This is a genomic window from Pseudomonas sp. REP124 (assembly GCF_020164475.1).
Taxonomy (GTDB): Bacteria; Pseudomonadota; Gammaproteobacteria; order Pseudomonadales; family Pseudomonadaceae; genus Aquipseudomonas.
In genome coordinates this window covers 1-23874 of the sequence record NZ_JAIQWX010000007.1, presented here as the reverse complement: position 1 = coordinate 23874, position 23874 = coordinate 1, and the positions used below count along the sequence as shown (strand labels likewise).

The window sequence follows — 23874 nt, the reverse complement described above, 5'->3', positions numbered from 1 at the left end:
GAGACACGAGTCTCACGATAAGACGGAGTATCATTTATTCCATGGCCAATACGAAGTCAAGCACGTCGATCCCGAACGGTCATCAGGGTCGTACAAACCAGCGCAGCCGTACTCGCCAGGCGCTGATCGAGGCAGCTGTTGCGCTGCGTGAAGAGGGGTTGAATCCGACGATTGCCGAGGTGGCGGAGCGGGCGATGGTGTCTCGGGCCACGGCCTACCGCTACTTTCCTTCGCCGGAAGCGCTGATCAGCGAGACGGCGACCGACCGGGACATGCAGCCGCTGGAGCATTTCTGGAAGCCGGGCGAGGACCCGGTCAAGGGCGTGGGTCTGGCGGCGAATGCGCTGAACAAGCTGTTGATCGGGGACGAGGTCGGTTTGCGCATGATGGAGCGGTCGTTTATGACTGTGTGGTTGGAAAACGAGTCCGGTGAAGCACCCCTGCGGCCGGGACGGCGCATGAGCTACATCGAGCCGATTGTCGATTCGCTCAAGGACCGGCTCTCAGCCCGGGCGCGCAAGCGGCTGAAGCAGGCGCTGTCGATTGTGATGGGAACTGAGGCGTTGATTGCCGCGCGGGATGTGGGGGGCGCCAGTGTCGAGGAGTCGCTGGGTGCCGCGGCCTGGGCGGCGAGGGCGTTGGTTCGTCAGGCTTTGGAGGAAGAGCAGGTGCGGAGAAAGCCTGCGCGCTCGGATTAATGCCAGTCAACCAGGCCACCGCGATCCATGTAGCAGCTGGCGAAGCCTGCGTCCGGCTGCGCAGCAGTCGTGAAATCAGGCAGTGCGGTGTTTCAGGTAGACCTCGCATTCAGGTTTTGCGACTGCTGCGCAGCCGGACGCAGGCTTCGCCAGCTGCTACAGGGGGCGCGTCGCCCTGAAAAGTCGAAATCACGCTTATCTGTTACGCGGCAACTCCACCCGCGCCAGCAAACCCCCACCACTGCGATTACTCAAACTCAACTCCCCACCCTGTTCGCGCACAATCGCCCTGGCAGCCGAAAGCCCCAACCCAACTCCACCGGTATCCCGATTACGTGAGCTTTCCAGGCGGAAGAACGGATCGAACACCCGCTGCAGCGCCTCCTCGGGAATCCCCGGACCCTCGTCGCTGACCTCAATGCACACCCAATCATCATCGAATTTCAACGCAGCGCCCGGGTGCAGTCCGTACTTCACCGCATTCTCCAGCAGATTGACCACCACACGCTTGATCCCCAGCGGCCGGCCGTCGTACACCCAATGCGCGGGGCCGGTGAAGTCGATGTTGATGCCCTGATCGCGGAAGTCATCAATGATGGTCTGCAGCAACTCCGAGAGGTCGAACGCCGTGGATTGCTCCAGGTGCGTGTCTTCGCGGAAGAACGCCAGGGCCGCGTTGATCATCGACTGCATCTCTTCGATGTCGCGAATCATTTTGCGCTGATGGTCCAGGTCTTCCATGAACTCGCTGCGCAGACGCATGCGCGTCAACGGCGCGCGCAGGTCATGGGAGATGGAGGCGAGCATGTGCGTGCGTTCGCCGATGAAGTGCTGGATCTGCGCCTGCATGGTGTTGAAGGCGATGATCACCTGGCGTATTTCGTGGGGACCTTCGATGGCGATGGGCGGCGCGCTCAGGTCGCCGCCGAAGCGCCGCGCGGCGCCGGCGAAGCGTTGCAGGGGACTCGCCAGCTGACGCGTGGCGATCCAGGCCACCAGCAGCGTAGCGATCAGCCCCAGGGCGATGATCACCGCGATTCGCGTGCCGGTGTCCAGACCCCAGCTTCGTTCGGGCGGGGTGAAGGTCAACCAGCTGCCATCGACCAGCCGCACCAGCGCGACGTAATGCGCCTGGGCACTGTTTTCCGGCCAATCTGCGGGATTGAACACCTCCATGTCCCGATCATCTCCCAGCAACTCGTGCAGCACCGGCACCTTGCGGGGTTCGACCAGTGCCCCGCCCGTGGGCAGGCCGAACGCGTCGCGATCAGTACCCCAGGCCACCTCGAGCATGGGATTGCTCGCCGCGCTCGCCAATTGCGCACGCAACGCCGTTGGCGCCCCCTCGATCAGCCGGGTGGTCACGGCAATCTGTTCCAGCAGGCCGGTGCGCTCGATGGGTGGCCGGGCCCAGGTGCCGGCGACCTGCACGAACAGGGCGTTGAGGGTCAAGGACGCGGCCATCGCGGCGACAATGGTCAGGGCAATCCGGCGCCTCAGGGTGTCGCGGCGAAACATCCGGCCGATCACGAGCGAGTGACCTTGGCGGTGAACATATAACCTCCGTTGCGCACGGTACGGATCAGGTCCGGGCGCTTGCTGTCCGGTTCGATTTTGCGTCGCAGTCGGCTGACCTGCACATCGATGCTGCGATCGAAGGCGTCGTGGCCCTGGCCGTGGGTCAGGTCGATCAGTTGCTCGCGGGTGAGGATGCGTTGGGGATTTTCGAGGAACACCACCAGCAGGTCGAATTCGCCACCGGACAGCGGAATCATCACGTTGTCGGGGGAGCGCAACTCGCGGCAGGTGATATCCAGGTGCCAGCCGGCAAAGCTGCTGACCGGCCGCGATGGCTCGCCGACCGGGCTTTTCTGTTCACCGGCGCGACGTTGCAGGGCGCGGACCCGGGCCAGCAGTTCCTGGGGCGCGAAGGGTTTGGTCAGGTAGTCGTCGGCCCCCAGTTCCAGGCCGACGATGCGATCGCTCAGCTCGGCCATGGCGGTCAGCATGATGATCGGGATCCCGGTCTGCGCCCGCACTTTCTGGCACAGGCTCAGGCCGCTTTCGCCGGGCAGCATCACGTCGAGGATGATGGTGTCCGGCCGGTTCTGCGCGATCGCCGCCCACATGGCCTCGCCGTGAGGCGCCACCTCCACCTCATAGGCGTGCTGAACGAAGAACTTCTTCAGCAGGGACAGAATTTCCATATCGTCGTCGACGATCAGCAGTCTGCTCACGGTTACCGGGTCCAGGGCTCAAAAAAGGAGGGCATCTAAAACCATTTCGATGCCCGGGTCATATATTTCAATCGAGCAACATTCCTGCAACACAGACATCAAGCGGACATCCTCAGGCAAAAACCTTCCTTCACCCTGCCGGCATTCCATTGACGGAGGTATTCATGAAGGTTTTAAACGGCATTCCGACCGCTGCGGGGCGCAACACCGAGCGTCCCCTGATCCTCACTCAACGTACCGCATTGCCCGGGGGCGACAAGTCGATCCTGTTCCAGGAGACGTGCCTGGGGCTGGCCAGCGATCAGAGCCAGATCGTCATGCGCCGTTACTTCGAGCGCTACAGCCCGGAAGGCTCCCACTGGGTGGAATACATCCACTCCATCCCGACCACCGAGTTCATCCACTGGATCATGACCCATGGCCAGTTGCGCATCGAGTGTTCGGAAGACGCCCCTCACGCCCAATTTCACGTCCACGCCTGATAAGGAATCACCATGATCAGAACCCTTCGCTCGCTGTCGCTGTTGTTCGCGGCCACCCTGACCCTGTCGGCCTGCAGCAGCAAAAAAGTCACCCCTGAAATGTATACCGGCTTTCTGTATGACTACAGCCTGTTGTCGGAGCACAAGGCGCCGTCCGGCCAGACCGTGTTGAGCTGGGTCAGCCCCGCAGTGAAGCGCGGCCGCTACACCACGGTCTATCTGGCGCCGAGCCAGTTCTACCCGGGCCCTGAGCCGACCGAGCGGATTCCCCTGAGCACGCTGTCCGGGGTGACCGACTACTACGATGCGGCCTTGCGATCCGAGCTGAGCAAGATGCTGCCTCTGGTCACCAAACCGGATTCCGACACCCTGATCGTCAGGCCCGCGATTACCCGGGTGGCAGCCAGTCCCCAGGGTCTGAAGTTCTATGAATGGCTGCCGGTGACGCTGGTCGCGGCGGGGGTGAGCACGGCCACCGGTATCCGCGACCAGGACAGCGAAATCGCCACCGAAGTGTCTTTCGAAGACGGTGCGACGGGGGAAGTGGTGGCCGAGGTTGTGCGTATGGGCACAGGCCTGGCGCTGGACGATGACAAGCAGGTCCTGACCCCGGATGACGTCAAGGTGGTGCTCGACGGTTGGGCCAGTGACTTGCGCGAGTCCTATACCGCGATTCGCAAATAGGCAGCTTCAACCCTGCGCGGGCAGCCCCGCGCAGGGCAAGTCCCGTGGAACCGGTCAGCGGCCGCCGAGGAAAAGCACGAGACTTGCCGCTGAAAAACCGGATAATGGCGGCCAATTTCGCTTAGCTCGCTATTCTGGTGTTCCCCCATGGAAATCAAGGTCAACTTTCTCGACAACCTTCGACTTGAAGCCAAGTTCGACGACTTCACGGTGATCGCCGATCAGCCCATCCGCTACAAGGGCGATGGCTCGGCGCCGGGGCCGTTCGATTACTTCCTGGCTTCCTCGGCGTTGTGTGCCGCCTATTTCGTGAAGTTGTACTGCGAGACCCGCAACATCCCAACCGACAATATTCGCCTGTCGCAGAACAACATCGTCGACCCGGAAAACCGCTACAACCAGATCTTCAAGATCCAGGTCGAGCTGCCGGCCGATATCTCCGACAAGGACCGTCAGGGCATCCTGCGTTCCATCGACCGCTGCACCGTGAAGAAGGTGGTGCAGGCCGGTCCGGAGTTCGTGATCGAAGAGGTGGAAAACCTCGACGCCGACGCCCAGGCGTTGCTGATGCCGAACTCGACGTCCGAAGGTGGCACCTACATCGTCGGCAAGGACCTGCCGCTGGAGCAGACCATCGCCAACATGTCGGGTATCCTCGCCGACCTTGGCATGAAGATCGAAATCGCTTCCTGGCGCAATATCGTGCCCAACGTCTGGTCGCTGCATATCCGCGATGCCCATTCGCCGATGTGCTTCACCAACGGCAAGGGCTCGACCAAGGAAAGCGCGCTGGCTTCGGCGCTGGGCGAGTTCATCGAGCGTCTGAACTGCAACTTCTTCTACAACGACCAGTTCTGGGGCGAAGACATCGCCAACGCGCCGTTCGTGCATTACCCGGACGAGCGCTGGTTCCAGCCTGGGCGCAAGGACGAGCTGCCCAAGGAAATCCTCGACGCGTACTGCCTGAAGATCTACAACCGCGATGGCGAGCTGCGCGGTTCTCACCTGTTCGACACCAACTCCGGCAATGAATCCCGCGGCATCGTTTCGCTGCCGTTCGTGCGCCAGTCCGACGGCGAGGTGGTGTACTTCCCGTCCAACCTGATCGAAAACCTCTACCTGAGCAACGGCATGAGTGCCGGCAACACCCTGGCCGAAGCCCAGGTGCAGTGCCTGTCGGAGATCTTCGAGCGGGCGGTGAAGCGCGAAATCATCGAAGGTGAATTCGCACTCCCGGACGTGCCGGCCGAAGTGCTGGCGAAGTACCCGAGTATTGTCGCTGGTATCGAGGGCCTTGAAGCCCAGGGCTTCCCGGTGCTGGTCAAGGATGCGTCGCTGGGCGGCGAGTTCCCGGTGATGTGCGTGACCTTGATGAACCCGCGCACCGGCGGCGTATTCGCCTCGTTCGGCGCACACCCGAGTCTGGAAGTGGCGCTGGAGCGCAGCCTGACCGAACTGCTGCAGGGCCGCAGTTTCGAAGGCTTGAACGACCTGCCGCAGCCGACTTTCGAAGGCCACGCGGTGACCGAGCCGAACAACTTCGTCGAGCACTTCATCGATTCCAGCGGTGTGGTGTCGTGGCGCTTCTTCAGTGCCAAGCCTGAATACGAGTTCGTCGAGTGGGACTTCTCGGGCCAGGGCGAAGACTCCAACGCCCAGGAAGCCGCCACCTTATTCGGCATTCTGGAAAACATGGGCAAGGAATCGTACATGGCGGTCTACGAGCACATCGGTGCCACGGCCTGCCGCATCCTGGTGCCGGATTATTCGGAGATCTATCCGGTCGACGACCTGATCTGGGACAACACCAACAAGGCGCTGTTCTTCCGCGAAGACATCCTCAACCTGCATCGCCTGGACGAAGCCGGGTTGAAGGATCTGGTGGAGCGTCTGGTGGAGAGCGAGCTGGACGACTACACCGACATCACCACGCTGATCGGCATCGAGTTCGACGACAACACGGCCTGGGGGCAGCTGACGATTCTTGAGTTGAAGGCGCTGATTTACCTGGCGTTGCAGCAGTTTGAAGAGGCAAAAGAGGCGGTCGAGACCTTCCTGCAGTACAACGACAACACGGTCGAGCGTGGGTTGTTCTACCAGGCGGTGAATGCGGTGCTGGAGATGGAACTGGACGAGGATCTGGAACTGGAGGATTACGAAGCCAACTTCCGCCGGATGTTCGGCAACGAGCGCATGGACGCCGCCATCGGCTCGGTCAACAGCAGCGTCCGCTTCTACGGCCTGACTCCGACCAGCATGAAACTCGAAGGCCTGGACCGCCATTTGCGCCTGATCGACAGCTACAAAAAGCTGCACAGCGCCCGGGCCAATCTGACCCGCTGACCAAACCTCCAAACCTGTGGGAGCGGGCTTGCCCGCGAAGAGGCCGGCACATCCAATATCTGTGGTGGCCGGCCTGACGCCTTCGCGGGCAAGCCCGCTCCCACAGGGGTTTGCGTCGTTCACAATTTTGGCGGTGAACCGCGGAACTTGTGGGAGCGGGCTTGCTCGCGAAGAGGCCGGCACATTCAACATCTGTGGTGGCTGGTCTGACGCCTTCGCGGGCAAGCCACGCTCCCACAGGGGTTTGTGTCGTTCACAATTTTGGCGTTGAACCGCGGAACCTGTGGGCAGGGATAAGCTCAGTCCCGGCGATCAATGACGCCGGGAAAGCGCAGCCTCAATGCAATTCAACAGCTTGTCGGCGTCGCAGGGTTTGGGCAGGCAGGCGATCAGTTCCGGTGAGTGAGCGCTCGGGGGCGGGGCGGCGGCGGGGTAGGCGGTGATCAATATCGTGGGGATGTGAATGCCTGTCGCAATCAGTTGCTCGAACATCTCCACACCACTCATGCCCGGCATCTGGATATCGGACACCAGGCAATCGGTTTCAGCCAAGGCGTTGGCGCCGAGAAACTCCAGCGCGCTGCAATAGGTCCGGGTCTTGTAGCCGCTGGAGCGCAACAGGCTTTCCAGGGCTCCGCGAACCGAATCGTCATCATCCACAACTGCAATGTTCGCTGCAGTGCGTGTTTGAGTGTCTTGCGTCATTGAATTTGCTCGTTACTGCGCCCGGTGTCCCTACACCATACGCGGTCTTTGTCGAGGAAAAATCATATCTAGGTATAGGTCGCTAAGATCTATGTGTTGATGTAGCAGACCTCATTCAATGCCATCTTTGGTGATTGATCAGACGGCAGGGGGCGCTGTTCCCCGGCCTGCTACAGTGTTGTGGCGCAACTGACTGGTTTTTTCCAATTCAGATGGATATCAGCATGCAAATACTATGGGACGACGGTGAGCGTATCTTCTGTCGCGAAGTTCGCTCGGGTGCCGCTGGCGAAAGCACGGTGCTGGTCACGCGACCCGCCGCCGAGCAACCGCTCCCGGCCTGCCTTGGCCGTCTCTCCCACGAATTTGCCCTCAAGGACGAACTCGACGGCAGTTGGGCGGTTCGACCGCTGGAGATCGTGCGCGAAAGCGGCCAGGTCCAGCTGGTGCTGGAAGATCCGGGTGGCGAGCCCCTGGTGCAGTTGCTGACGACGCCCATGCCGACCTCTATTTTCCTGCATCACGCCATCAGCATCGCCGTCGCGATCGGCAAACTTCACCAGCGCGGCCTCGTCCACAAAGACATCAAGCCCAGCCACATCCTGGTCAACTGCTCCGACGGCCAGGCGAGGCTCACCGGCTTCGGCCTGGCTTCGCAACTGCCGCGCGAGCGCCAGGCACCCGAGACCATCGCCGGCACCCTGGCCTACATGGCACCCGAGCAGACCGGGCGGATGAATCGCTCGATCGATTCGCGCAGCGACCTGTATTCCTTCGGCGTGACCCTCTACCACATGCTCACCGCCACGCTGCCGTTCACCGCCGTCGATCCGATCGAATGGGTGCATTGCCATATCGCGAAAAAACCGGTGCCGGCCCGTTCCAGGGTCGAGAGCATTCCCCATGTACTCTGCGACATCGTCAGGAAATTGCTCGCCAAGACTGCCGAAGAGCGCTATCAGACCGCCGCCGGGCTAGAGCATGATCTGCGCCGCTGCCTGACCGAATGGCAACAGACCGGCCAGATCAAGCCCTTCACCCTCAGCGAACACGGCGCTTCCGACCGACTGCTGATTCCCGAAAAGCTCTACGGACGCGAGCGTGAAGTCGACACCCTGGTGAGCGCGTTCAACCGGATCATCACCAGCAGCACACCGGAGCTGGTGCTGGTCACCGGCTATTCCGGCATCGGCAAGTCCTCGGTGGTCAACGAGCTGCACAAGGTGCTGGTTCCGCCGCGCGGGCTCTTCGCTTCCGGCAAGTTCGATCAATACAGCCGCGACATACCCTATTCGACCCTGGTGCAGGCGTTCCAGAGCCTGGTCCGCACCTTGCTGGGCAAGAGCGACACGGAACTGGCCGAATGGCGAGACGCCTTGCAGCAAGCGCTGGAGCCCAACGCGCGCCTGATCACCGACCTGATTCCCGAGCTCAAGCTGATCATCGGCGAGCCGCCACCTGTTCCGGCGCTGGACCCGCAGCAGGCGCAACGCCGCTTCCTGCTGGTGCTGCGGCACTTCATCGGGGTGTTCGCCCAGGCCGATCATCCGCTGGCCCTGTTTCTCGACGACCTGCAATGGCTCGACGCGGCAACCCTCGACCTGCTCGAGGATCTGTTGATCAGCTCGGACACCCGCCACCTGATGCTCGTCGGCGCCTACCGCAGCAACGAGGTGGACGCCGGGCATCCGCTGTCGCTGAAGATCGAGGCCATCCGCAAGGCCGGCGGCAGGATCGATGAAATCACTCTGGCGCCGCTGGCCAAGAACCACATCGAACAATTGATCGCCGAAGCGCTCGATGACCAGATTCCGCGGGTCGAGCCATTGGCGCAGCTGGTGCTGGACAAGACCGCCGGCAATCCATTCTTCGTCATCCAGTTCCTGCAAACCCTGGCCGATGAACAGCTGCTGACGTTCGATCACCACTTGAGTCGCTGGTTCTGGGACCCGGATCGCATCCACGCCAAGGGCTACACCGACAACATCGTCGACCTGATGGTCGACAAGCTGACCCGCCTGCCAGCCGATACCCAGCACGCGTTGCAGCAGCTCGCCTGTCTGGGCAACGTGGCCGGAATCAACGCCCTGGCCACCGCCATGGAAGTACCCAAGACACAGCTGCGCACGGTGTTGTGGGAGGCGATTCGCCAGGAACTGGTCGAACGCCTGGACGGTGCCTATGCCTTCGTTCACGACCGTATTCATGAAGCCGCCTATTCGCTGATCCCGAGGGAATCGCGGGCCCAGGCGCATCTGCGGATCGGCCGGCTACTGGCGGCGCAGACACCGGCCCAGGGCGTGGAAGAGGCGATTTTCGAAATCGTCGGCCAGCTCAATCGCGGTGCGACCTTGCTCACCGATTTGCGCGAGCGCGAGCAACTGGCCGAATTCAACCTGATCGCCGGCCAGCGCGCCAAGGCGTCGTCGGCCTACGCTTCGGCACTCAACTACCTCACCACCGGTGCCCAGCTGTTGGGCGAGGATTGCTGGACGCGGCGCAACGGGCTGAGCTTCGCCCTGGAATTGAACCGCGCCGAATGCGAGTTCCTCACCGGCCAGCTCGCCATCGCCGACGAGCGCCTGACCGCGCTGGCCGGGCGCGCCACGACCGTGATCGAGCGCGCCAATGTCGCCTGTCTGCACATGGACGTTTACTTGCTGCTCGATCGCAGCGATGCCTCGGTCGCGGTCTGTCTGGACTACCTGCGGCATGTGGGAATCGAATGGTCGGCGCATCCGAGCGACGATGATGTGCGTCGCGAGTACGACCGCATCGGCGAAATGCTGGGTGACCGGGTCATCGAAGACCTTATTGACCTGCCGTTGATGGAGGACGCCACGTCCCTGGTGACCGTCAGCGCCCTGGGCAAACTCTTCGCCCCGGCATTGCAGACCGATACCAACCTGTCGTGCCTGTCGATCTGCAAGGCGGTCAGCATGAGCCTTGAATGGGGTAACTGCGACGCCTCCTGCGTGCTCTATGCCAATGTCTTTCGGGTGGCCGGTCCGCGCTTCGGCGACCATGAGGTGGGGTTCCGCTTCGGACAGCTGGGTTGTGATCTGGTCGAGCAACGCGGGCTGACTCGGTTCGAAGCCAGCACCTATCTGTGTTTCTCCTGTTTTGCCGTGCGCTGGATGCGCCCCGTGGCGCAGTGCCGGGACCTGTTACGTCGCTCGTTCGTGGCGGCCAACCGGATCGGCGATCTGCCCTACGGGGCCTATGCCGGCAACAACCTCACCGCCGATCTGCTGTTCGCCGGCGAGCCGTTGCCCGAGGTACAGGGCGAGGCCGAACAGGGCCTGGCCTACGCGCGCAAAGTGCGCTTCGGCCTGGTGACCGATTTCATCTCCACGCAACTGGTGCAGATCCGCATGCTGCGCGGCCTGACCCCGACTTTCGGGCGTCTGGAAGAGGGCGAATTCAACGAAGCCGACACCGAAGCGCATCTGTCCAGCACCCCGGATCTGGTGCTGGCCGAGTGTCTGTACTGGGTGCGTAAACTCCAGGCCCGTTACATGGCCGGCGAACCTGAAGCCGCCATGCAGGCCGCCGACAAGGCGCGGCAGTTGCTCTGGGTATGCCAGGGGTTCTTCGAGGAGGCCGAGTACTACTTCTACGACGCGCTGGCCCGGGCGGCCTGTTGTGACGGCATCGAACCGAGCGAGCAAGCGCCGCATCTGGCCGCCATGGGTGTCGATTACCAGCAGTTGCATGGCTGGGCGCAACAGTGTCCAGAGAATTTCGCCAGCCGGGCGGCGTTGATCGCGGCCGAGATCGCCCGTGTCGAAGGGCGCGTGGTGGATGCCGAGAAGCTATACGAGCAAGCCATCAACCTGGCGCAGAACAGCGGTTTCATCCATGTCGAGGCGCTGGGCAACGAGCTGGCGTCGCGCTTCTATGCAGCGCGGGGACTGGGCAAGATCGCCCGGGTCTATCTGCAGGATGCCCGCTACGGCTATCTGCGCTGGGGTGCCGATGGCAAGGTGCGCCAGCTGGACGCGAAGTATCCGTCGCTGCGCACCGAGGAACACACCCTCGGCCCGACCACCACCATGGCCACGGCGGTCGAGCACCTGGATCTGGCGACCGTGCTCAAGGTCTCCCAGGCGGTGTCGGGCGAAATCGTTCTGGAAAAGCTGATCGACATGGTCATGTTCACCGCTATCGAACAGGCCGGTGCCGAACGTGGCCTGTTGATTCTGTCGGATGCCGGCGAGCACCGGATCGCCGCCCAGGTGACCACCGGCGATGACACCACGCAACTGCGCGATGCGCCGATCAGTGCGCAGCTGCTGCCGCAGTCCGTGCTTTTCCAGGTCCTGCGCACCCGCGAGAGCATCGTTCTGGACGACGCCATCATCGAATCGTCGTTCGCCGCTGATCCTTACGTACGCGAGCAGCGCGCCCGCTCGATCCTTTGCCTGCCGTTGATGAACCAGGCCAAGCTGGTCGGCGCGCTGTATCTGGAGAACAACCTGACCGCCCGGGTGTTCAGCCCCAACCGGATCGCCGTGCTGAAACTGGTGGCGTCACAGGCGGCCATCTCGTTGGAGAACGCCCGGTTGTACCGTGAGGTTGCCGAGCGCGAATCGAAGATCCGCCGTCTGGTGGACGCCAATATCATCGGCATTGTGGTCTGGAATGCCGATGGCGACATTGTCGAGGCAAACGATGCTTTCCTGCGCATGCTCGGCTTCAGTCGCGAGGACCTGGTTTCGGGTCGGCTACGCTGGCGCGATCTGACAGTGCCCCAGTATCGGGAAGTCAGCGAGCGATCCATGCTGCAAGCGGTACGCACCGGTCATGCACAACCTTTCGAGAAGGAGTACTTCAAGAAAGACGGCAGCACGCTGCCGGTGATCGTCGGCCTGGCCATGTTCGAAGCCGACAGCAAGGAAGGGGTCGCCTTCGTATTGGACCTGACCGAGCGCAAGCAGGCGGAAGAGCAAATCCGTGAGAGCGAGCGGCGTTATCGCGAGGTGCAGACCGAACTGGCCCACGCCAACCGCGTCGCCACCATGGGGCAGCTGGTGGCGTCGATCGCACACGAGGTCAACCAGCCGATTGCCGCGGCGATCCTCAACGCCAATGCCGCACAGCGCTGGCTGAACATCCAGCCGCCGGAGCTCGACGAGGTCCGTCAAGTGCTCGCCCGGTTGATCCAGGATGCCAACCGCGCCGCCGATGTGCTGGGGCGTATTCGCGGGCATATCCGCAAGGCGCCGCCGCAGAAAGGCCCGCTGGACATCAATGTGGCCATTGGCGAGATGATCGAGTTCACCCGTGGCCAGATCATGAAAAACGGCGTGACATTGCAGACCCAACTCAGCGACGGCTTGCAACTGATCGTCGGTGATCGTGTGGAGCTGCAACAGGTGCTGCTCAACCTGATCATGAATGCGCTGGAGGCGATGGGCGCGACCCCGCAAGGCGAGCGTCAACTGCAGATCAGCGCGGTGCCGGGGGAGGAGGGGTACCTGCTGGTGAGCGTCAGCGATTCGGGGCCGGGTTTTGCCACGGAGAACCCTGATCAGGTGTTCATCTCGTTCTACACCACCAAGGCCACTGGGCTGGGCATGGGCTTGTCGATCTGCCGTTCGATCATCGAGGCCCACGGCGGGCGGCTATGGGCAAGCGCCAATCAGCCGCGCGGTGCGACTGTTCAGTTCACGCTGCCGGTCGTGCAGTAAAGGCACTGTGCTACACTTTTTTCCACCCTTTGTTGAAGAGTGTCGTGCATGAATGCTCCGTTCAATGAGTCGCAAAACAATGCTTCCATTGTTTACGTGGTGGACGATGATGCCTCCATTCGCGATGCGCTCAGCAACCTGTTGCGCTCGGCCGGTATGCGGGTCGAAACCTTTGCCTCGACGGCGGAATTTCTTCAGCGTTCCAAAACCGACGGTGCCAGCTGTCTGGTGCTGGATGTGCGCCTGCAGGGCAGCAGTGGCCTGGACTTTCAGCGTCAGCTGGTCGATTCGCATTCCAGCATTCCCGTCATTTTCATCACCGGCCATGGCGACATCGAGATGTCGGTCAAGGCGATGAAAGCCGGTGCCGTGGATTTCCTGGCCAAGCCCTTTCGTGAACAGGATCTGCTGGATGCGGTATCTGCCGCGCTGCAGAGCGATATCAAACGTCGCGAGGTGGAGCAGCAGACTTCCAATCTGCATGCCGACTACCAGTCCCTGACTCCCCGTGAAAAGGAGGTCATGGCGCTGGCGGTCAAGGGGCTGATGAACAAGCAGATCGCGGGGCAGATGAATCTGAGTGAAATTACGATCAAGATTCATCGTTCTCATGCCATGAAGAAGATGCATGCCAAATCCTTCGCGGATTTGGTGCGGATGGCTGAGGCCTTGGAAAGGGCATAGCCAACATTCCTCTGTAGGAGCAAGGCTTGCCCGCGAAGGCGGCCTTGAAGCCGACCCGATTTCACGGATGAACACCTGACCACTGTGGGAGCGGGCTTGCTCGCGAAGGCGGCCTGGTAGCCGACCCGAATTCGCGAATGTACCCAAACCCATTGTGGGAGCGAGCCTGCTCGCGATGAACTTCCGGATAACGCAGGTATTCTGATGCCCCGCGTTATCGTTAACCACCATCGCGAGCAAGCTCGTTCCTACAGAGGGGAGGGGTGTCGATTAATATAGGTGGGAAGTTCAGCTGTTAGTTGGCGGCGCTGTTTCTTCATGGCGAACGAAAGGCATTGGCTGTATCGCATCGCCACCTTTCATTTCCGGTGTTCCTTTAAGTGCCAACATCAACTGTGCGGTTGCACTTGCCAGCGAACTGTTGAGGCCGGCCAATACCTGGTTGATTGCACTGACGCGCTGCGCCTTTTCTTCGGGGGACAGGTTTCGGTTGGCTTCCACCGCTTGCAACTGCGCCTGCTGTTCCTGGATCTTTTCCTGGAGTTCCTGCATCTGCTTGCGGATTTTTTCCACCATTTTGGCGTCGTCCTTTGCCGGCGAAGCCTTGGTGTCCGAGGATGAAGCAGAGGCCTTCAGGCCTTCCAGCGATAGGTTGACCTTGACCGATTCCCGGGGCGGCATGGACGTTGGTGCGGTGGCTGGCTCGGTGGCCGCTTTCACCGGTTGTGCTGTCGGTATGTTCAACTGCAACTCTCTTGTATGAGTTGCATTGTGGTTAAAGGAAGTCCCTGTAATCGAATTCATGTCGTACAGTCCTGTGCGGCAAAGTTTGGGGGAAGTTCGAGGATTGTTTTTTAAAACGTGTAGCCAGTCAAACGCGGAAACAGGGTTTGGCGGGAATTCAGGGTTATTTGTCTGAGTTACTAAACTGAACTAAATGTAGTACTTGAAAGTTGTGCCTTGCACCTATCAGTGCTGAGGGGATAACCCCCTCAGCACATCGCCTGTTAAATCATCAGCTAACGATTAGAAATCCCAGAACGCCGCGACCCAACGAAACGCATCACCATCCAGCGCCACCCGGCCAACGGACGGGAAGGGCAGGTGCGTTGCAACAAACAATTCACCGCTCGCCGCCGCTTCTTGCATCAGACGGACCCGTACGCGTACCGATTCTTCAGGGTCATGTTCGAAGCCGTTGTGCCAGTCCGGGTGTTCGAAGGCGACCGGGAACAGGGCGTCGCCGGCGAAGGTCAGCTTTTCGCCGCCCGATTGCACGTAGACCACGCAGTGCCCCGGGGTGTGGCCGCCGGTCATCTTGGCGACCACGCCTGGCGCCACTTCGTGTTGGTCTTCGAAGGTGCGCACCTTGCTGGAAAACTCTTTGATGAAGGCATTGGCGGTTGCCCGCAGCACATCAGGTACCGGTGCCGGCATGTCGGTGTGGGTGAAGTCGGGTTCGGACCAGAAGTCGACCTCGGTTTGCGCCACGTGGATGCGCACGTCCGGGCTCAGTTTATTTTTCACGTCGTCCACCAGCAGCCCGCCGATGTGGTCCATGTGCATGTGGGTGATCACGATGTCAGTGACGGACGCCAGATCGATACCGGCCGCCGCCAGGCGTTTCGGGAACTGCCCGGCGCGCGGGAAGCCGGGGAACTGACCGCCCAGACCCGCGTCGACCAGGATGATCTGCTCGCCGCTGCGCACCACCAGCACATTCAGCGCCCAGTCGAAGGCGTCGGGGCCGAGGAACATCTGCTTGAACCACGCCTTGCGCGCTTCCGGGTCGGCGTTGGTGGACATGGTTTCGGTCGGCAGCGGCAGGACGCCGTCGCTGATCACCATAACGTCGATATCGCCAACCCGCACGGCGTAGCGCGAAGGGATCTGATACTCGGCCGACTGGGCTTGCGAGACAGGCTGGGCATCAGTCTTCTGGGCGAAATGGTTCAGGTACGTAGTCATGGTCACTCTCCTGGTGAGGGGCGATTTGCCCATGGGGAGAGTGTGAGGGGACGGGATCGCCATCGATATCATCCCCGGGTATAGCGGGGATGCACCTTAGCGTGATGGCACTAAGCACTTCGGTTGGGAATTTTCGGTGTCTACCCCTGTAGGAGCGAGCATGCTCGCGATGGTCGTTAACGATGACGCTGGCTGCCTGATACCCCGCGGTGCCTGCGCCTCCATCGCGAGCATGCTCGCTCCTACAGAGTCCGGTTTTCGACAGCTTGTTCCAGCCAACCCAGAAATTCGGAAAAGCCGCTGGAGTGTTTCACCCGCCGGGGATAAACCAGGGTATAGCGCCCGCCGGTGACGATGCGCCCATCATGCACCCGAACCAGTTGCCCATTGAGCAACTCATCCTGGGTCAGCACCGCGTCGACAAGGGCAATCCCCTGACCACACTTCACCGCGACAATGGCCGACTCCAGCGTATCAAAGGTCAAATGCGAATTATCCGGCCCGGTTGAGCCGGGGTAATACTCCTCCCACCGCCGCCAATCCAGCCGATCCATGCTCGAATCCACCAGTCGCGCGCTCTTGAGCAATTCCTTCGCTGTCGTGCCCTCCAGAAGCTGCGGCGAGCACACCGGAATCAATTCTTCCTCCCACAACTCCAGCGCCTCGAAGTCGGGCCAGGTGGCGGTGCCGTAGGCGATCATCGCGTCGACCGATTCGAAAGCGAAATCCGGGAAGCGGTGATACACGGTGTCGACGCTGACGGTCACCTGCGGGTGTTCGCGATAGAACGCCGTCAACCTGGGAATCAACCAGCGCGCGGCCATGGTCGGATGCGCCCGCAGGCTGACGCTGCGGCCCACGGTGGACAGCATGTGCGAGGCATCCGACAGCAGACCGATGACCTGTTCGGCCACCGGCACCAGCGAGCGGCCTTCGGCGGTCAGCACGATCCGGCGGGTGTGCCGTTCGAACAGGCGGGTGTCCAGGCGCGCCTCCAGCTGCGCGACCTGGCGGCTCACCGCGCTCTGGCTGAGGTTGAGCTGCTCGCCCGCCTTGCCGAAGTTGCCGGTCTTGGCAACCGTCAGGAATGCCTGCAAAAGCTCGATCGAGGGCAGTTGGCGGCTCATGTTTCTATGCGTTCCTCACATGGAATTAATGCGCAGACATCACTGTAATTTCAGTGTGCCGGGGCACATTCTTAGCTCAAACCTCGACGCTGCGCTACGCGTCATTCTCAACTCGGCGAATTCCCTCATGAACACTCCAGTTGCAGCTTTGGCCGGTGTATCGGCGCTTCAGGACCATCCACTGCCCCATGAAGTCGATGTGGTGATCATCGGCGGCGGCCTGATGGGCTGTGCCAGCGCGTACTACTTGAGCAAGGCGGGCAGCAAGGTGCTGCTGCTGGAAAAAAGCCTGCTGGCAGGTCAGCAATCGTCCCGGGCCTGGGGTTTCGTGCGCCAGCAATCGCGGGACGAGGCCGAAGTGCCGCTGATGCAGGCCAGCATCGGCCTCTGGCGTTCGCTGGAGCGTGAGCTGCAAACCGACCTGGGCTGGCGCAACGACGGTTGCCTGTTCGTCGCCGGCAACGAAGAAGAACGTGAGGGCTATGCTTCCTGGCTGAGCGTCGCGCGCAGCTTTTCGATGGATACCGTGATGCTGTCGCCCCGGCAAGTGCTCGACAAGCTGCCGGGTTACGCCGTGCAGCAACTGGGAGGGATTTTCACCGCCAGCGACGGTCAGGCCGAACCGACGCTGGTGGCGCGGGCCTTCGCCATGCGCGCCCGCGAACTGGGTGCGCAACTGGTGGAACACTGTGGCGCCAGGGGCATCGATGTCGCCGCCGGCCAGGTGGTCGGAGTGGAAACCGAGCGCGGTTATGTGAAGGCGAAAACCGTGATCTGCGCCGCCGGCGTCTCCACCTTTCGCCTGTTGCGAATGCTCGGCATCGAACTACCGCAGCAACTGGTGCGCGGCACGGTGGCGCGGACCACCGCCGGGCCGACCCTGAGCGGTATCTCCACCATCGCCAATGGTGTGGGTTTTCGCCAGCGCCTGGACGGCAGTTTCAACATCGCCGACGACGCCCATGTCGATGTCGACATGACCCTCGGCCACCTGCGTGCCCTGCACTGGTACGCGCCGTCGCTGTGGGCGCACCGCAAGTCGTTTCGATTCAACCTCAACGGCGCCTGCCTGACCGACCTGCACCAGCGCATGCCTTGGTCGCAAGCCTCGCGTCTGGGCGAGGGCATTCACGAGCGCGATCCGCTAATCAAGCCCAACGAGAAGGGTCTGGGCACCGCCATGCGCTCGCTCAAGGCGGCGTTCCCGGGGCAGATCAATACGCAGATCGCCGACCGCTGGGCGGGGGCTATCGACGTGTTGCCCGACGGCATCCCGGTGATTGACGCGCAGACCTCACCCCGGGGCCTGGCGATCGCCACCGGGTTCTGCGGACACGGTTTCGCCATGGGGCCGATCGTGGGCAAGACCCTGGCGGACTGGATCGACAAGGGCGATCCGGGCCTGGACATGCGCCAGCTGCGTCTGTCGCGTTTCGCCGAAGGCGACGTCAAGCCGCCTTCTTCGTTGTTCTAGTCGTTTGCTCATGTCCAGGTGCTGACCTGAAGGGGAAATTCGGTGGCTACCAACAAAAACTACAATAACAACTACTACGACCCGGCCTCGTTGGCGGGCAAGGCACCGCCGATCAACGACGAGACCGACATCCTGATCGTCGGCGCGGGGCCTGCGGGACTGGAGGCGGCGTTGACCGCCATTGGCCATGGTCTGCGCGTCACGCTGGTGGATGAAAACCCGGTGCCTTTGGAGACCATGGGCGAGGAAGTGCCGCTGCATTTCGGCGGACGCATGGGCGCGGCGGTGTCCAACCGCAATAGCGTGCTGCAGACCTTGCTCGATGCACGCCCGGAGATTTCAGAAGCGCTTGAAGCCGGCGTCGATGTGCGGCTTGGCACGGCGGTCTGGGGGCTGTTTCCCCAGCAGCCGACCGCCGCATGGATCGAAGGCGCAGTAGCAGGCTTGGCCGATGAAGACAACGCCTGGCTGCTGCGCTTCAAACAGGTGATCGTCGCCGCGGGCCGGCGTGACATGGGCCTGGCGTTCGACGGCTGGGATCGACCCGGTGTGATGGGCGTCAGTGCGGCGCATCGCTTGGCGACGGTTTATCAGGCGCTGGACTCCAAGCGCGCGGTGCTGGTCGGTAGCGATACCCAGGCGCTGGTTACGGCTCAGGCTCTGGTCGCCAGTGGTGTGCAGATTGCGGCGATCATCGAGCAGGCTGCGCAGGTCAGTGGCGATCAAACGCTGCTTAATCAATTGGTGGAGCAGGGCGCTCGACTGCTGACCGGGCATGTGGTGCGCGAGGCGCTTGGCGATGGATTCGGGGTCAAGGGCATAAAAGCGGTGGGGGTCGACACCGACGGCCACCCGCTTGAAGGCACCCTGATCGAGATCGAATGCGACACGGTGCTGCTCGGTGTGGCAGCCATCCCAGCAATCGAACTGGTGGAAGCCACGGGTTGCCGCATGTCCTTCCAGGCCAGCCGTGGCGGCCACGTGCCGGACACGGATCCTGCGCAACGCACTTCGTTGCCCTTCGTGCTGGTGGCTGGCGATTGCGCTGGTGTCTGGCCGTCGAAAAGCCTCGACGAGGACATTGCCCGACGCGAAGGCCGGATCGCCGCGCACACCGCGTTGCTCGCGCTCGGTGCGGTCATTGCGCCGGATGAGCAACCATCGATTCCCGACCAACCGGTCTGCGACATTGCCGCCAACCGCACGGCCTGGGTGAGGGCGACCACGCTGCACGCGCAGAACCAGCCCTTCGTCTGCCAGTGTGAAGAGGTGACCGCCCACGAGATTCTCGGACAGCAACCCCCGCGATACCTGCAATGGACACCCGCCGCGGCGTCGCTGGAAATCACCATGCAGAACGACACGCCCAATCCGGACGTGACCAAGCGCCTGACTCGCGCCTGCATGGGCCCGTGCCAGGGCCGCCGTTGCCGCGAACAGGTGGCGGCATTGCTCAGCATTGGTGCCGGTGTGGGTGTCGAGGCCATCGCGCTGGCCTCGTTTCGTCCGCCGGTGCGCCCGCTGTCGATGCGTCAGGCCGGGCAAGTCGAGGAAACACCGCAGATGCACAGCCGCTGGGATGCCTGGTTCGACATGCCATCGCAGTGGACGCCGTTCTGGCTGTGCAACGGCGAGCAGACCGTCGCCAGCCGTCGAGGTGAAACCGAGCCTCAATCCACCGCGCTGAACCACGAGGGCTGACACCATGCAGACAGTTAAAAAATCCGCCGCCAGCGCATCCGTGGTCATCGTCGGTGGCGGCGTGACCGGCCTGAGCGCTGCCTGGTGGCTGGCCCGGGATGGTGTCGACGTGCTGGTGCTCGAGGCCGGCCTGATCGGCTGGGGCGCTTCGGGGCGTAACGGCGGTGGCTGCTCCCATCACCACAGCCCGCTGTTTGTCGAAGAGCAAAGGCTGTGGCCGATGATGGACGAGCTGCTCGGTTATCCCACCGAGTATCGTCCGGACCGCATCAGCATCGATCTCACCGAGCACCAGGTTTCCCTCGATCAGAAGGTGGTGAACGAAGCGGCCTGGTATGGCTTGCAGGTCGACTTGCTGGACCCGCAGCAGGTGCGCGAACTGGTGCCCTTTGCCGGCGACAACGTGCTGGCCGGTTTCTACTACCACTTCGGCGGTCACGCCAATCCGCATCGCACCTTGCAGGCTTACGCCTGGGCGCTGCAGAACCTGGGCGGGCGCGTGCTTGAACATACTCCGGTAGTTGAGGTGGTGCGCGATGGTAACCGGGTGACCGGCGTGCGCACTGCTCAAGGCCTCATTTCCTGTGATCATCTGGTGATCGCTGCAGGGCCGCATACGGGCGTGCTGGCGGCGCAACTGGGCGTGGAGATTCCGCTAGTCACGGCGCGGGCGGAAATGATCGTCACCGAGCCGCTGCCTTTGCTCGACGTCGGTGGTGTCGATGGCAATGGCCTGTACGGCCGGCAGACCCTGCGCGGCAACCTGGCTTACGGTGGCGGGCCCCATGAGTGGGTCGATCTGGCGGACCTGCACGGTGCCCGGCCGCAATCGACGCCGCTGCAATGCAACATCGCCAAACGCCTGGCCGAGCTGTTCCCCAAGGTCGCTCACAAACGGGTGATCCGCAGCTGGGCAGGATTCATTGAAAACACCCCGGACGGGCGTCCGGTCATCGATCGGCCGGCTACGTTGGACAACCTCACCGTCGCCACCATGTCCGGTGTCGGCTTCGGGCTTTCTCCGGCGAGCGGTCATGCCATTCGCGACCTGGTCGTGGACGGTGCGTGCAGTTTCGCCGATCTTTCCACCTTCTCACTCTCGCGTTTCAGCGCCCTCGAATCCGACTGGCAGACCATTCAGGGCTGGTTGCCGCTGCCGATGCCGGCGGCATAGAAAGACGTTCTTCGAATCCATCCTCCAATAAAAAAAGGATCGACCATGAAACGAATACTGCGCAACCTGACCCTGGCGGCCTCCCTCGGCCTGACTTTGTGTGCCTTCACCGCGCCCGCCAGCGCGGCCCAGGAAAAACTGCGATTTGGCGTGGCCGCCGAGCCGTACCCGCCGTTTCTGGTGAAGACGCCTACCGGGCAGTTCACCGGCTTTGAACCGGACCTGATCCGTGCGCTGTGCGAGCAGATGAAGGCCGAGTGCGAGATCAAGGAAGTGGCGTGGGACGGCATCATTCCGGCGTTGATCGCCAACAAGTTCGACGTGCTGTTCAACTCCATGGGCATCAGCCCAGAGCGGCAGAAGGTGATCGCGTTTTCCCGTCCTTACTATGAAACCACCGGCATTTTCGTCGCGGCCAAGGACATCGATGTAACGCTGACGCCCGAAGGCCTCGCCGGAAAGGCCATCGGCGTGCAGGGTTCGACCACCAACGCCGAATTCATCCGCACCGCCTATGGCAAGACCTCCGACATCCGCATCTACAACACTCAGGACGACTGCAACGCTGACCTGATTGCCGGGCGCATCGATGTGATGTTCCTCGACAAGCTCGGCGACATCGACTTTCTCAAGTCCAAGGACGGTTTGGCTTTCGAAGAGAAGGGGACCGGCAGCGTCAAGATGGACCCTTTGAAATACGGACTGGGCGTCGGCGCGGGCATGCGCAAAAGCGACGTAGAACTCAAGACCCAGATCGATCAGGCGCTCACCCAGTTGTATGACTCGGGCAAGTACACGCAGATATCACAGAAGTATTTCCCGATCGATCTGTGGCCGCACTGAAAGCTGAAGCAACCCCATTCAACCACCCTGGATCTACCCACGAGAGCATAAAAATGAGCGTTTTCACTCACGTCACTGTCGGTACCAACGATCTGCAAAAAGCCCGTACCTTTTACGACAAGGTGCTCGGCGCCCTTGGCCAGAAACGCATCGCTGACCTGGAAGACAACGGCTCGATATGGGGTGAAAGTGCGCCATCGTTCTTCGTACTCAAGCCTGCCAATGGTGCGCCGGCGACTGTGGGCAATGGTGTGACTGTGAGCTTCGAGGCGTCGGATCGCGCGGCGATTGATGCGTTTCATGCGGCGGCGTTGGCCGGTGGCGGCACCTGCGAAGGCCAGCCTGGCCCACGGGGTTGGGCGCCGAATGCCTATGCTGCCTATGCCCGGGATCTGGATGGCAACAAACTCGCGGCCTACTGCTTCAAGCCGGCATAACTCGATCCAATGTGGGAGCGGGCTTGCTCGCGAAAGCGGACTTCCAGTCAACATCTTCGTTGCCTGACACGCCGCCTTCGCGGGCAAGCCGGCTCCCACAGAGACTGTGAGCTTACACAAACACCCAGGCTGACAGAGAAACCTGTGGGAGCGAGCCCGCTCGCGATGGTCGCCAACGATAACGCGCAAAACCAGCACCCCGCGGCGTCCAACGCTTTATCGCGAGCAGGCTCGCTCCCACAGTTTTTTTGCCTTGCGCAAATTGTCACGCTCAACAACACGCCTGGCAGCCAGACTCAAAGGTTCCGCAAGTATCCTGGCGATAATCCGAAGCTGAAGTAAATGTCCCAAGGCACTACCCGGCAGGAGGCTGAGCGTGGTTGCATTGCTGCTTCGTCTGACCCTGCTGGTCACATTGCCATTCGTGCTGCTGTTGTTCATGACCCCGATGCCGGGCATCGATCCCGTCTGGGATTTCGCCAATGGGGCAGGGTTCCTGGCCGGCATTCTGTTGGCTTCGTTGTTCATCTACAGCGGCCGCCCACTCTCCGAGCCTTACTACGACGGCAAGTTCTTCATGAACCTGCACCGCGACCTCGGCTACGCCGCCACGCTGTTGCTGGCGTTGCATGTGGGCGTGCTACTGGTCAGCGAGCCGCAGGTGGTCGACTACCTCAAGCCATCAGCCACCTGGCCCATGCTGAGCGGCACCCTGGCGACCCTGTTGTTGCTGGTGCTCGTGCCGACCAGTCTCTCGGCTGTTCGCAAGAAGCTGTGGCGCAACCATCGGCATTTCAAACTCTGGCACTACGGGCTGGGGGCGCTGATGCTGGTATTGATGAGCGTGCATATGCTCAGTGCCGGTTTCTACACCGCAGCGACGTGGAAGTGGTTCTTTTGGGTGGGATTGATCGGCGCGGCGATCTTCAGGCCGCTGTTGCCGCGGGCTGCATTGGTGCGCGGTGGCGGATCGAGGCGGCGTCATACCGCCAGTTATGCCAGCTGGTTGAGTGTCGGGATGGTGGTGTTCGCCATGGCCTTGGCGGTGTGCTATTCACTGCTGGCCAACAGTGATTTGCCGTTATGAAGCGCATGCATCTTTTTTGGGTGTTGATTGCGACGGCAGGGCTGGGCTATTTGCTGAGCGCCGGTCACGCGAAATTGCTTCAGGAGCGTCCGTTGCTGCCGCTCAATTTCAATCATCAACTGCACGGCACGGTGAACTGCCTGACCTGCCACCACGACTACGCCGACCACGCCCCATCGCCGCCCACCGGGGAGCGCAGCTGCGTGTTGTGCCACAAGAAAACACCTGAGTTGGCGCAGCGCATCGAACAGGATTTCCATGGTTTGTGCCGCGATTGTCACCTCAAGCAGGTACAGGTGTTTCATGCGGCGGGCCCGATTCGAGAGTGTCAGCGCTGTCACGCCCAGCCCGTGTCAGGTGTGCCCGAGTAATCGAGGGATTTGTGCCTTACACAAACCATGCATCCAACACAAAAACCTGTGGGAGCGGGCTTGCTCGCGAATGCGGTGTGTCAGGCGACATTTTCATCAACTGACTGTCCGTCCCACTTTCAACCAAAGTAACTCAGCGTCCAGAGTTAGGCGCCGGAGCCTCGCA

Annotated in this window: 19 protein-coding genes; 13 read left to right on the top strand and 6 right to left on the bottom strand. The window is 61.8% G+C overall.

Annotated features, from left to right (window positions below):
* The first annotated feature begins 41 nt into the window (after positions 1-41).
* Positions 42-698, top strand: a complete 657-nt coding sequence (locus tag K9857_RS03235; protein ID WP_224533461.1) for a TetR/AcrR family transcriptional regulator — start codon at positions 42-44, stop codon at positions 696-698.
* A 195-nt stretch (positions 699-893) separates the two neighbouring features.
* Here the strand turns inward: K9857_RS03235 and K9857_RS03230 are convergent, their stop codons facing one another.
* Together K9857_RS03230 and K9857_RS03225 are read right to left on the bottom strand one after the other, a co-directional pair.
* The gene (locus K9857_RS03230) at positions 894-2228 is read right to left on the bottom strand and encodes an ATP-binding protein (protein WP_224533460.1); all 1335 of its coding nucleotides are present in this window, start codon (positions 2226-2228) and stop codon (positions 894-896) included.
* Complete coding sequence (locus K9857_RS03225) at positions 2225-2935, bottom strand: response regulator (protein ID WP_224533459.1); 711 nt, start codon at positions 2933-2935, stop codon at positions 2225-2227. The genes K9857_RS03230 and K9857_RS03225 overlap by 4 nt, the downstream gene beginning before the upstream one ends.
* Before the next feature lie 164 nt (positions 2936-3099).
* On the opposite strand from K9857_RS03225, the gene K9857_RS03220 reads away from it, so the two are divergent.
* The 3 genes from K9857_RS03220 to K9857_RS03210 all read left to right on the top strand — a co-directional run bounded on the left by K9857_RS03220 (position 3100) and on the right by K9857_RS03210 (position 6444).
* Entirely contained in the window at positions 3100-3417 is a 318-nt protein-coding gene (locus K9857_RS03220) for a hypothetical protein (RefSeq protein ID WP_224533458.1), read from the top strand.
* Positions 3418-3429: 12 nt separating this feature from the next.
* Positions 3430-4101 (top strand): DUF3313 domain-containing protein, encoded by a 672-nt coding sequence (locus K9857_RS03215; protein ID WP_224533457.1) that lies wholly within the window; start codon positions 3430-3432, stop codon positions 4099-4101.
* 147 nt (positions 4102-4248) lie between these two features.
* A complete protein-coding gene (locus K9857_RS03210; RefSeq protein ID WP_224533456.1) occupies positions 4249-6444 on the top strand; it encodes an OsmC domain/YcaO domain-containing protein in 2196 nt (731 codons plus the stop codon).
* Positions 6445-6756: 312 nt separating this feature from the next.
* Here K9857_RS03210 and K9857_RS03205 read toward each other — a convergent pair whose 3' ends face one another.
* Complete coding sequence (locus K9857_RS03205; RefSeq protein ID WP_224533455.1) at positions 6757-7149, bottom strand: response regulator transcription factor; 393 nt, start codon at positions 7147-7149, stop codon at positions 6757-6759.
* A gap of 224 nt (positions 7150-7373) precedes the next feature.
* Between K9857_RS03205 and K9857_RS03200 the strand changes: the two genes are divergently transcribed.
* Both K9857_RS03200 and K9857_RS03195 read left to right on the top strand, forming a co-directional pair.
* Positions 7374-12842 (top strand): AAA family ATPase, encoded by a 5469-nt coding sequence (locus tag K9857_RS03200; RefSeq protein WP_224533453.1) that lies wholly within the window; start codon positions 7374-7376, stop codon positions 12840-12842.
* Between the two features lie 48 nt (positions 12843-12890).
* Positions 12891-13526: a response regulator transcription factor gene (locus K9857_RS03195; protein WP_224533452.1), complete on the top strand. Its 636-nt coding sequence runs from the start codon at positions 12891-12893 to the stop codon at positions 13524-13526.
* A 288-nt stretch (positions 13527-13814) separates the two neighbouring features.
* Here K9857_RS03195 and K9857_RS03190 read toward each other — a convergent pair whose 3' ends face one another.
* From K9857_RS03190 to K9857_RS03180, 3 genes are all read right to left on the bottom strand, one after another.
* Entirely contained in the window at positions 13815-14330 is a 516-nt protein-coding gene (locus tag K9857_RS03190) for a hypothetical protein (RefSeq protein WP_224533451.1), read from the bottom strand.
* A 222-nt stretch (positions 14331-14552) separates the two neighbouring features.
* Complete coding sequence (locus K9857_RS03185) at positions 14553-15494, bottom strand: MBL fold metallo-hydrolase (protein ID WP_224533450.1); 942 nt, start codon at positions 15492-15494, stop codon at positions 14553-14555.
* A gap of 242 nt (positions 15495-15736) precedes the next feature.
* Positions 15737-16621 (bottom strand): LysR substrate-binding domain-containing protein, encoded by an 885-nt coding sequence (locus K9857_RS03180; RefSeq protein WP_224533449.1) that lies wholly within the window; start codon positions 16619-16621, stop codon positions 15737-15739.
* A gap of 127 nt (positions 16622-16748) precedes the next feature.
* Here K9857_RS03180 and K9857_RS03175 point away from each other — a divergent pair, with 127 nt between their 5' ends.
* The 7 genes from K9857_RS03175 to K9857_RS03140 all read left to right on the top strand — a co-directional run bounded on the left by K9857_RS03175 (position 16749) and on the right by K9857_RS03140 (position 23708).
* Entirely contained in the window at positions 16749-18095 is a 1347-nt protein-coding gene (locus tag K9857_RS03175; RefSeq protein ID WP_224533448.1) for an NAD(P)/FAD-dependent oxidoreductase, read from the top strand.
* A gap of 42 nt (positions 18096-18137) precedes the next feature.
* Positions 18138-19796 (top strand): FAD-dependent oxidoreductase, encoded by a 1659-nt coding sequence (locus tag K9857_RS03170; protein WP_224533447.1) that lies wholly within the window; start codon positions 18138-18140, stop codon positions 19794-19796.
* A 4-nt stretch (positions 19797-19800) separates the two neighbouring features.
* Positions 19801-20970 carry an NAD(P)/FAD-dependent oxidoreductase gene (locus tag K9857_RS03165; RefSeq protein ID WP_224533446.1) on the top strand — a complete coding sequence of 390 codons (1170 nt, stop codon included), beginning with the start codon at positions 19801-19803 and terminating at the stop codon, positions 20968-20970.
* 45 nt (positions 20971-21015) lie between these two features.
* Positions 21016-21813 (top strand): transporter substrate-binding domain-containing protein, encoded by a 798-nt coding sequence (locus K9857_RS03160; RefSeq protein ID WP_224533445.1) that lies wholly within the window; start codon positions 21016-21018, stop codon positions 21811-21813.
* A 53-nt stretch (positions 21814-21866) separates the two neighbouring features.
* Positions 21867-22250: a VOC family protein gene (locus K9857_RS03155; RefSeq protein ID WP_224533444.1), complete on the top strand. Its 384-nt coding sequence runs from the start codon at positions 21867-21869 to the stop codon at positions 22248-22250.
* 376 nt (positions 22251-22626) lie between these two features.
* Positions 22627-23337 (top strand): ferric reductase-like transmembrane domain-containing protein, encoded by a 711-nt coding sequence (locus K9857_RS03145; RefSeq protein ID WP_224533443.1) that lies wholly within the window; start codon positions 22627-22629, stop codon positions 23335-23337.
* Between the two features lie 5 nt (positions 23338-23342).
* A complete protein-coding gene (locus K9857_RS03140; RefSeq protein WP_224533442.1) occupies positions 23343-23708 on the top strand; it encodes a cytochrome c3 family protein in 366 nt (121 codons plus the stop codon).
* Positions 23709-23874: the final 166 nt, after the last annotated feature.

Excerpts from the sequence above, each read along its gene's own strand:
- K9857_RS03235 (WP_224533461.1), top strand. The coding sequence starts at position 42 with ATGGCCAATACGAAGTCAAGCACGTCGATCCCGAACGGTCATCAGGGT.
- K9857_RS03220 (WP_224533458.1), top strand. The coding sequence starts at position 3,100 with ATGAAGGTTTTAAACGGCATTCCGACCGCTGCGGGGCGCAACACCGAG.
- K9857_RS03215 (WP_224533457.1), top strand. The coding sequence starts at position 3,430 with ATGATCAGAACCCTTCGCTCGCTGTCGCTGTTGTTCGCGGCCACCCTG.
- K9857_RS03210 (WP_224533456.1), top strand. The coding sequence starts at position 4,249 with ATGGAAATCAAGGTCAACTTTCTCGACAACCTTCGACTTGAAGCCAAG.
- K9857_RS03205 (WP_224533455.1), bottom strand. The coding sequence starts at position 7,149 with ATGACGCAAGACACTCAAACACGCACTGCAGCGAACATTGCAGTTGTG.
- K9857_RS03200 (WP_224533453.1), top strand. The coding sequence starts at position 7,374 with ATGCAAATACTATGGGACGACGGTGAGCGTATCTTCTGTCGCGAAGTT.
- K9857_RS03195 (WP_224533452.1), top strand. The coding sequence starts at position 12,891 with ATGAATGCTCCGTTCAATGAGTCGCAAAACAATGCTTCCATTGTTTAC.
- K9857_RS03190 (WP_224533451.1), bottom strand. The coding sequence starts at position 14,330 with ATGAATTCGATTACAGGGACTTCCTTTAACCACAATGCAACTCATACA.
- K9857_RS03185 (WP_224533450.1), bottom strand. The coding sequence starts at position 15,494 with ATGACTACGTACCTGAACCATTTCGCCCAGAAGACTGATGCCCAGCCT.
- K9857_RS03180 (WP_224533449.1), bottom strand. The coding sequence starts at position 16,621 with ATGAGCCGCCAACTGCCCTCGATCGAGCTTTTGCAGGCATTCCTGACG.
- K9857_RS03175 (WP_224533448.1), top strand. The coding sequence starts at position 16,749 with ATGAACACTCCAGTTGCAGCTTTGGCCGGTGTATCGGCGCTTCAGGAC.
- K9857_RS03165 (WP_224533446.1), top strand. The coding sequence starts at position 19,801 with ATGCAGACAGTTAAAAAATCCGCCGCCAGCGCATCCGTGGTCATCGTC.
- K9857_RS03160 (WP_224533445.1), top strand. The coding sequence starts at position 21,016 with ATGAAACGAATACTGCGCAACCTGACCCTGGCGGCCTCCCTCGGCCTG.
- K9857_RS03155 (WP_224533444.1), top strand. The coding sequence starts at position 21,867 with ATGAGCGTTTTCACTCACGTCACTGTCGGTACCAACGATCTGCAAAAA.
- K9857_RS03140 (WP_224533442.1), top strand. The coding sequence starts at position 23,343 with ATGCATCTTTTTTGGGTGTTGATTGCGACGGCAGGGCTGGGCTATTTG.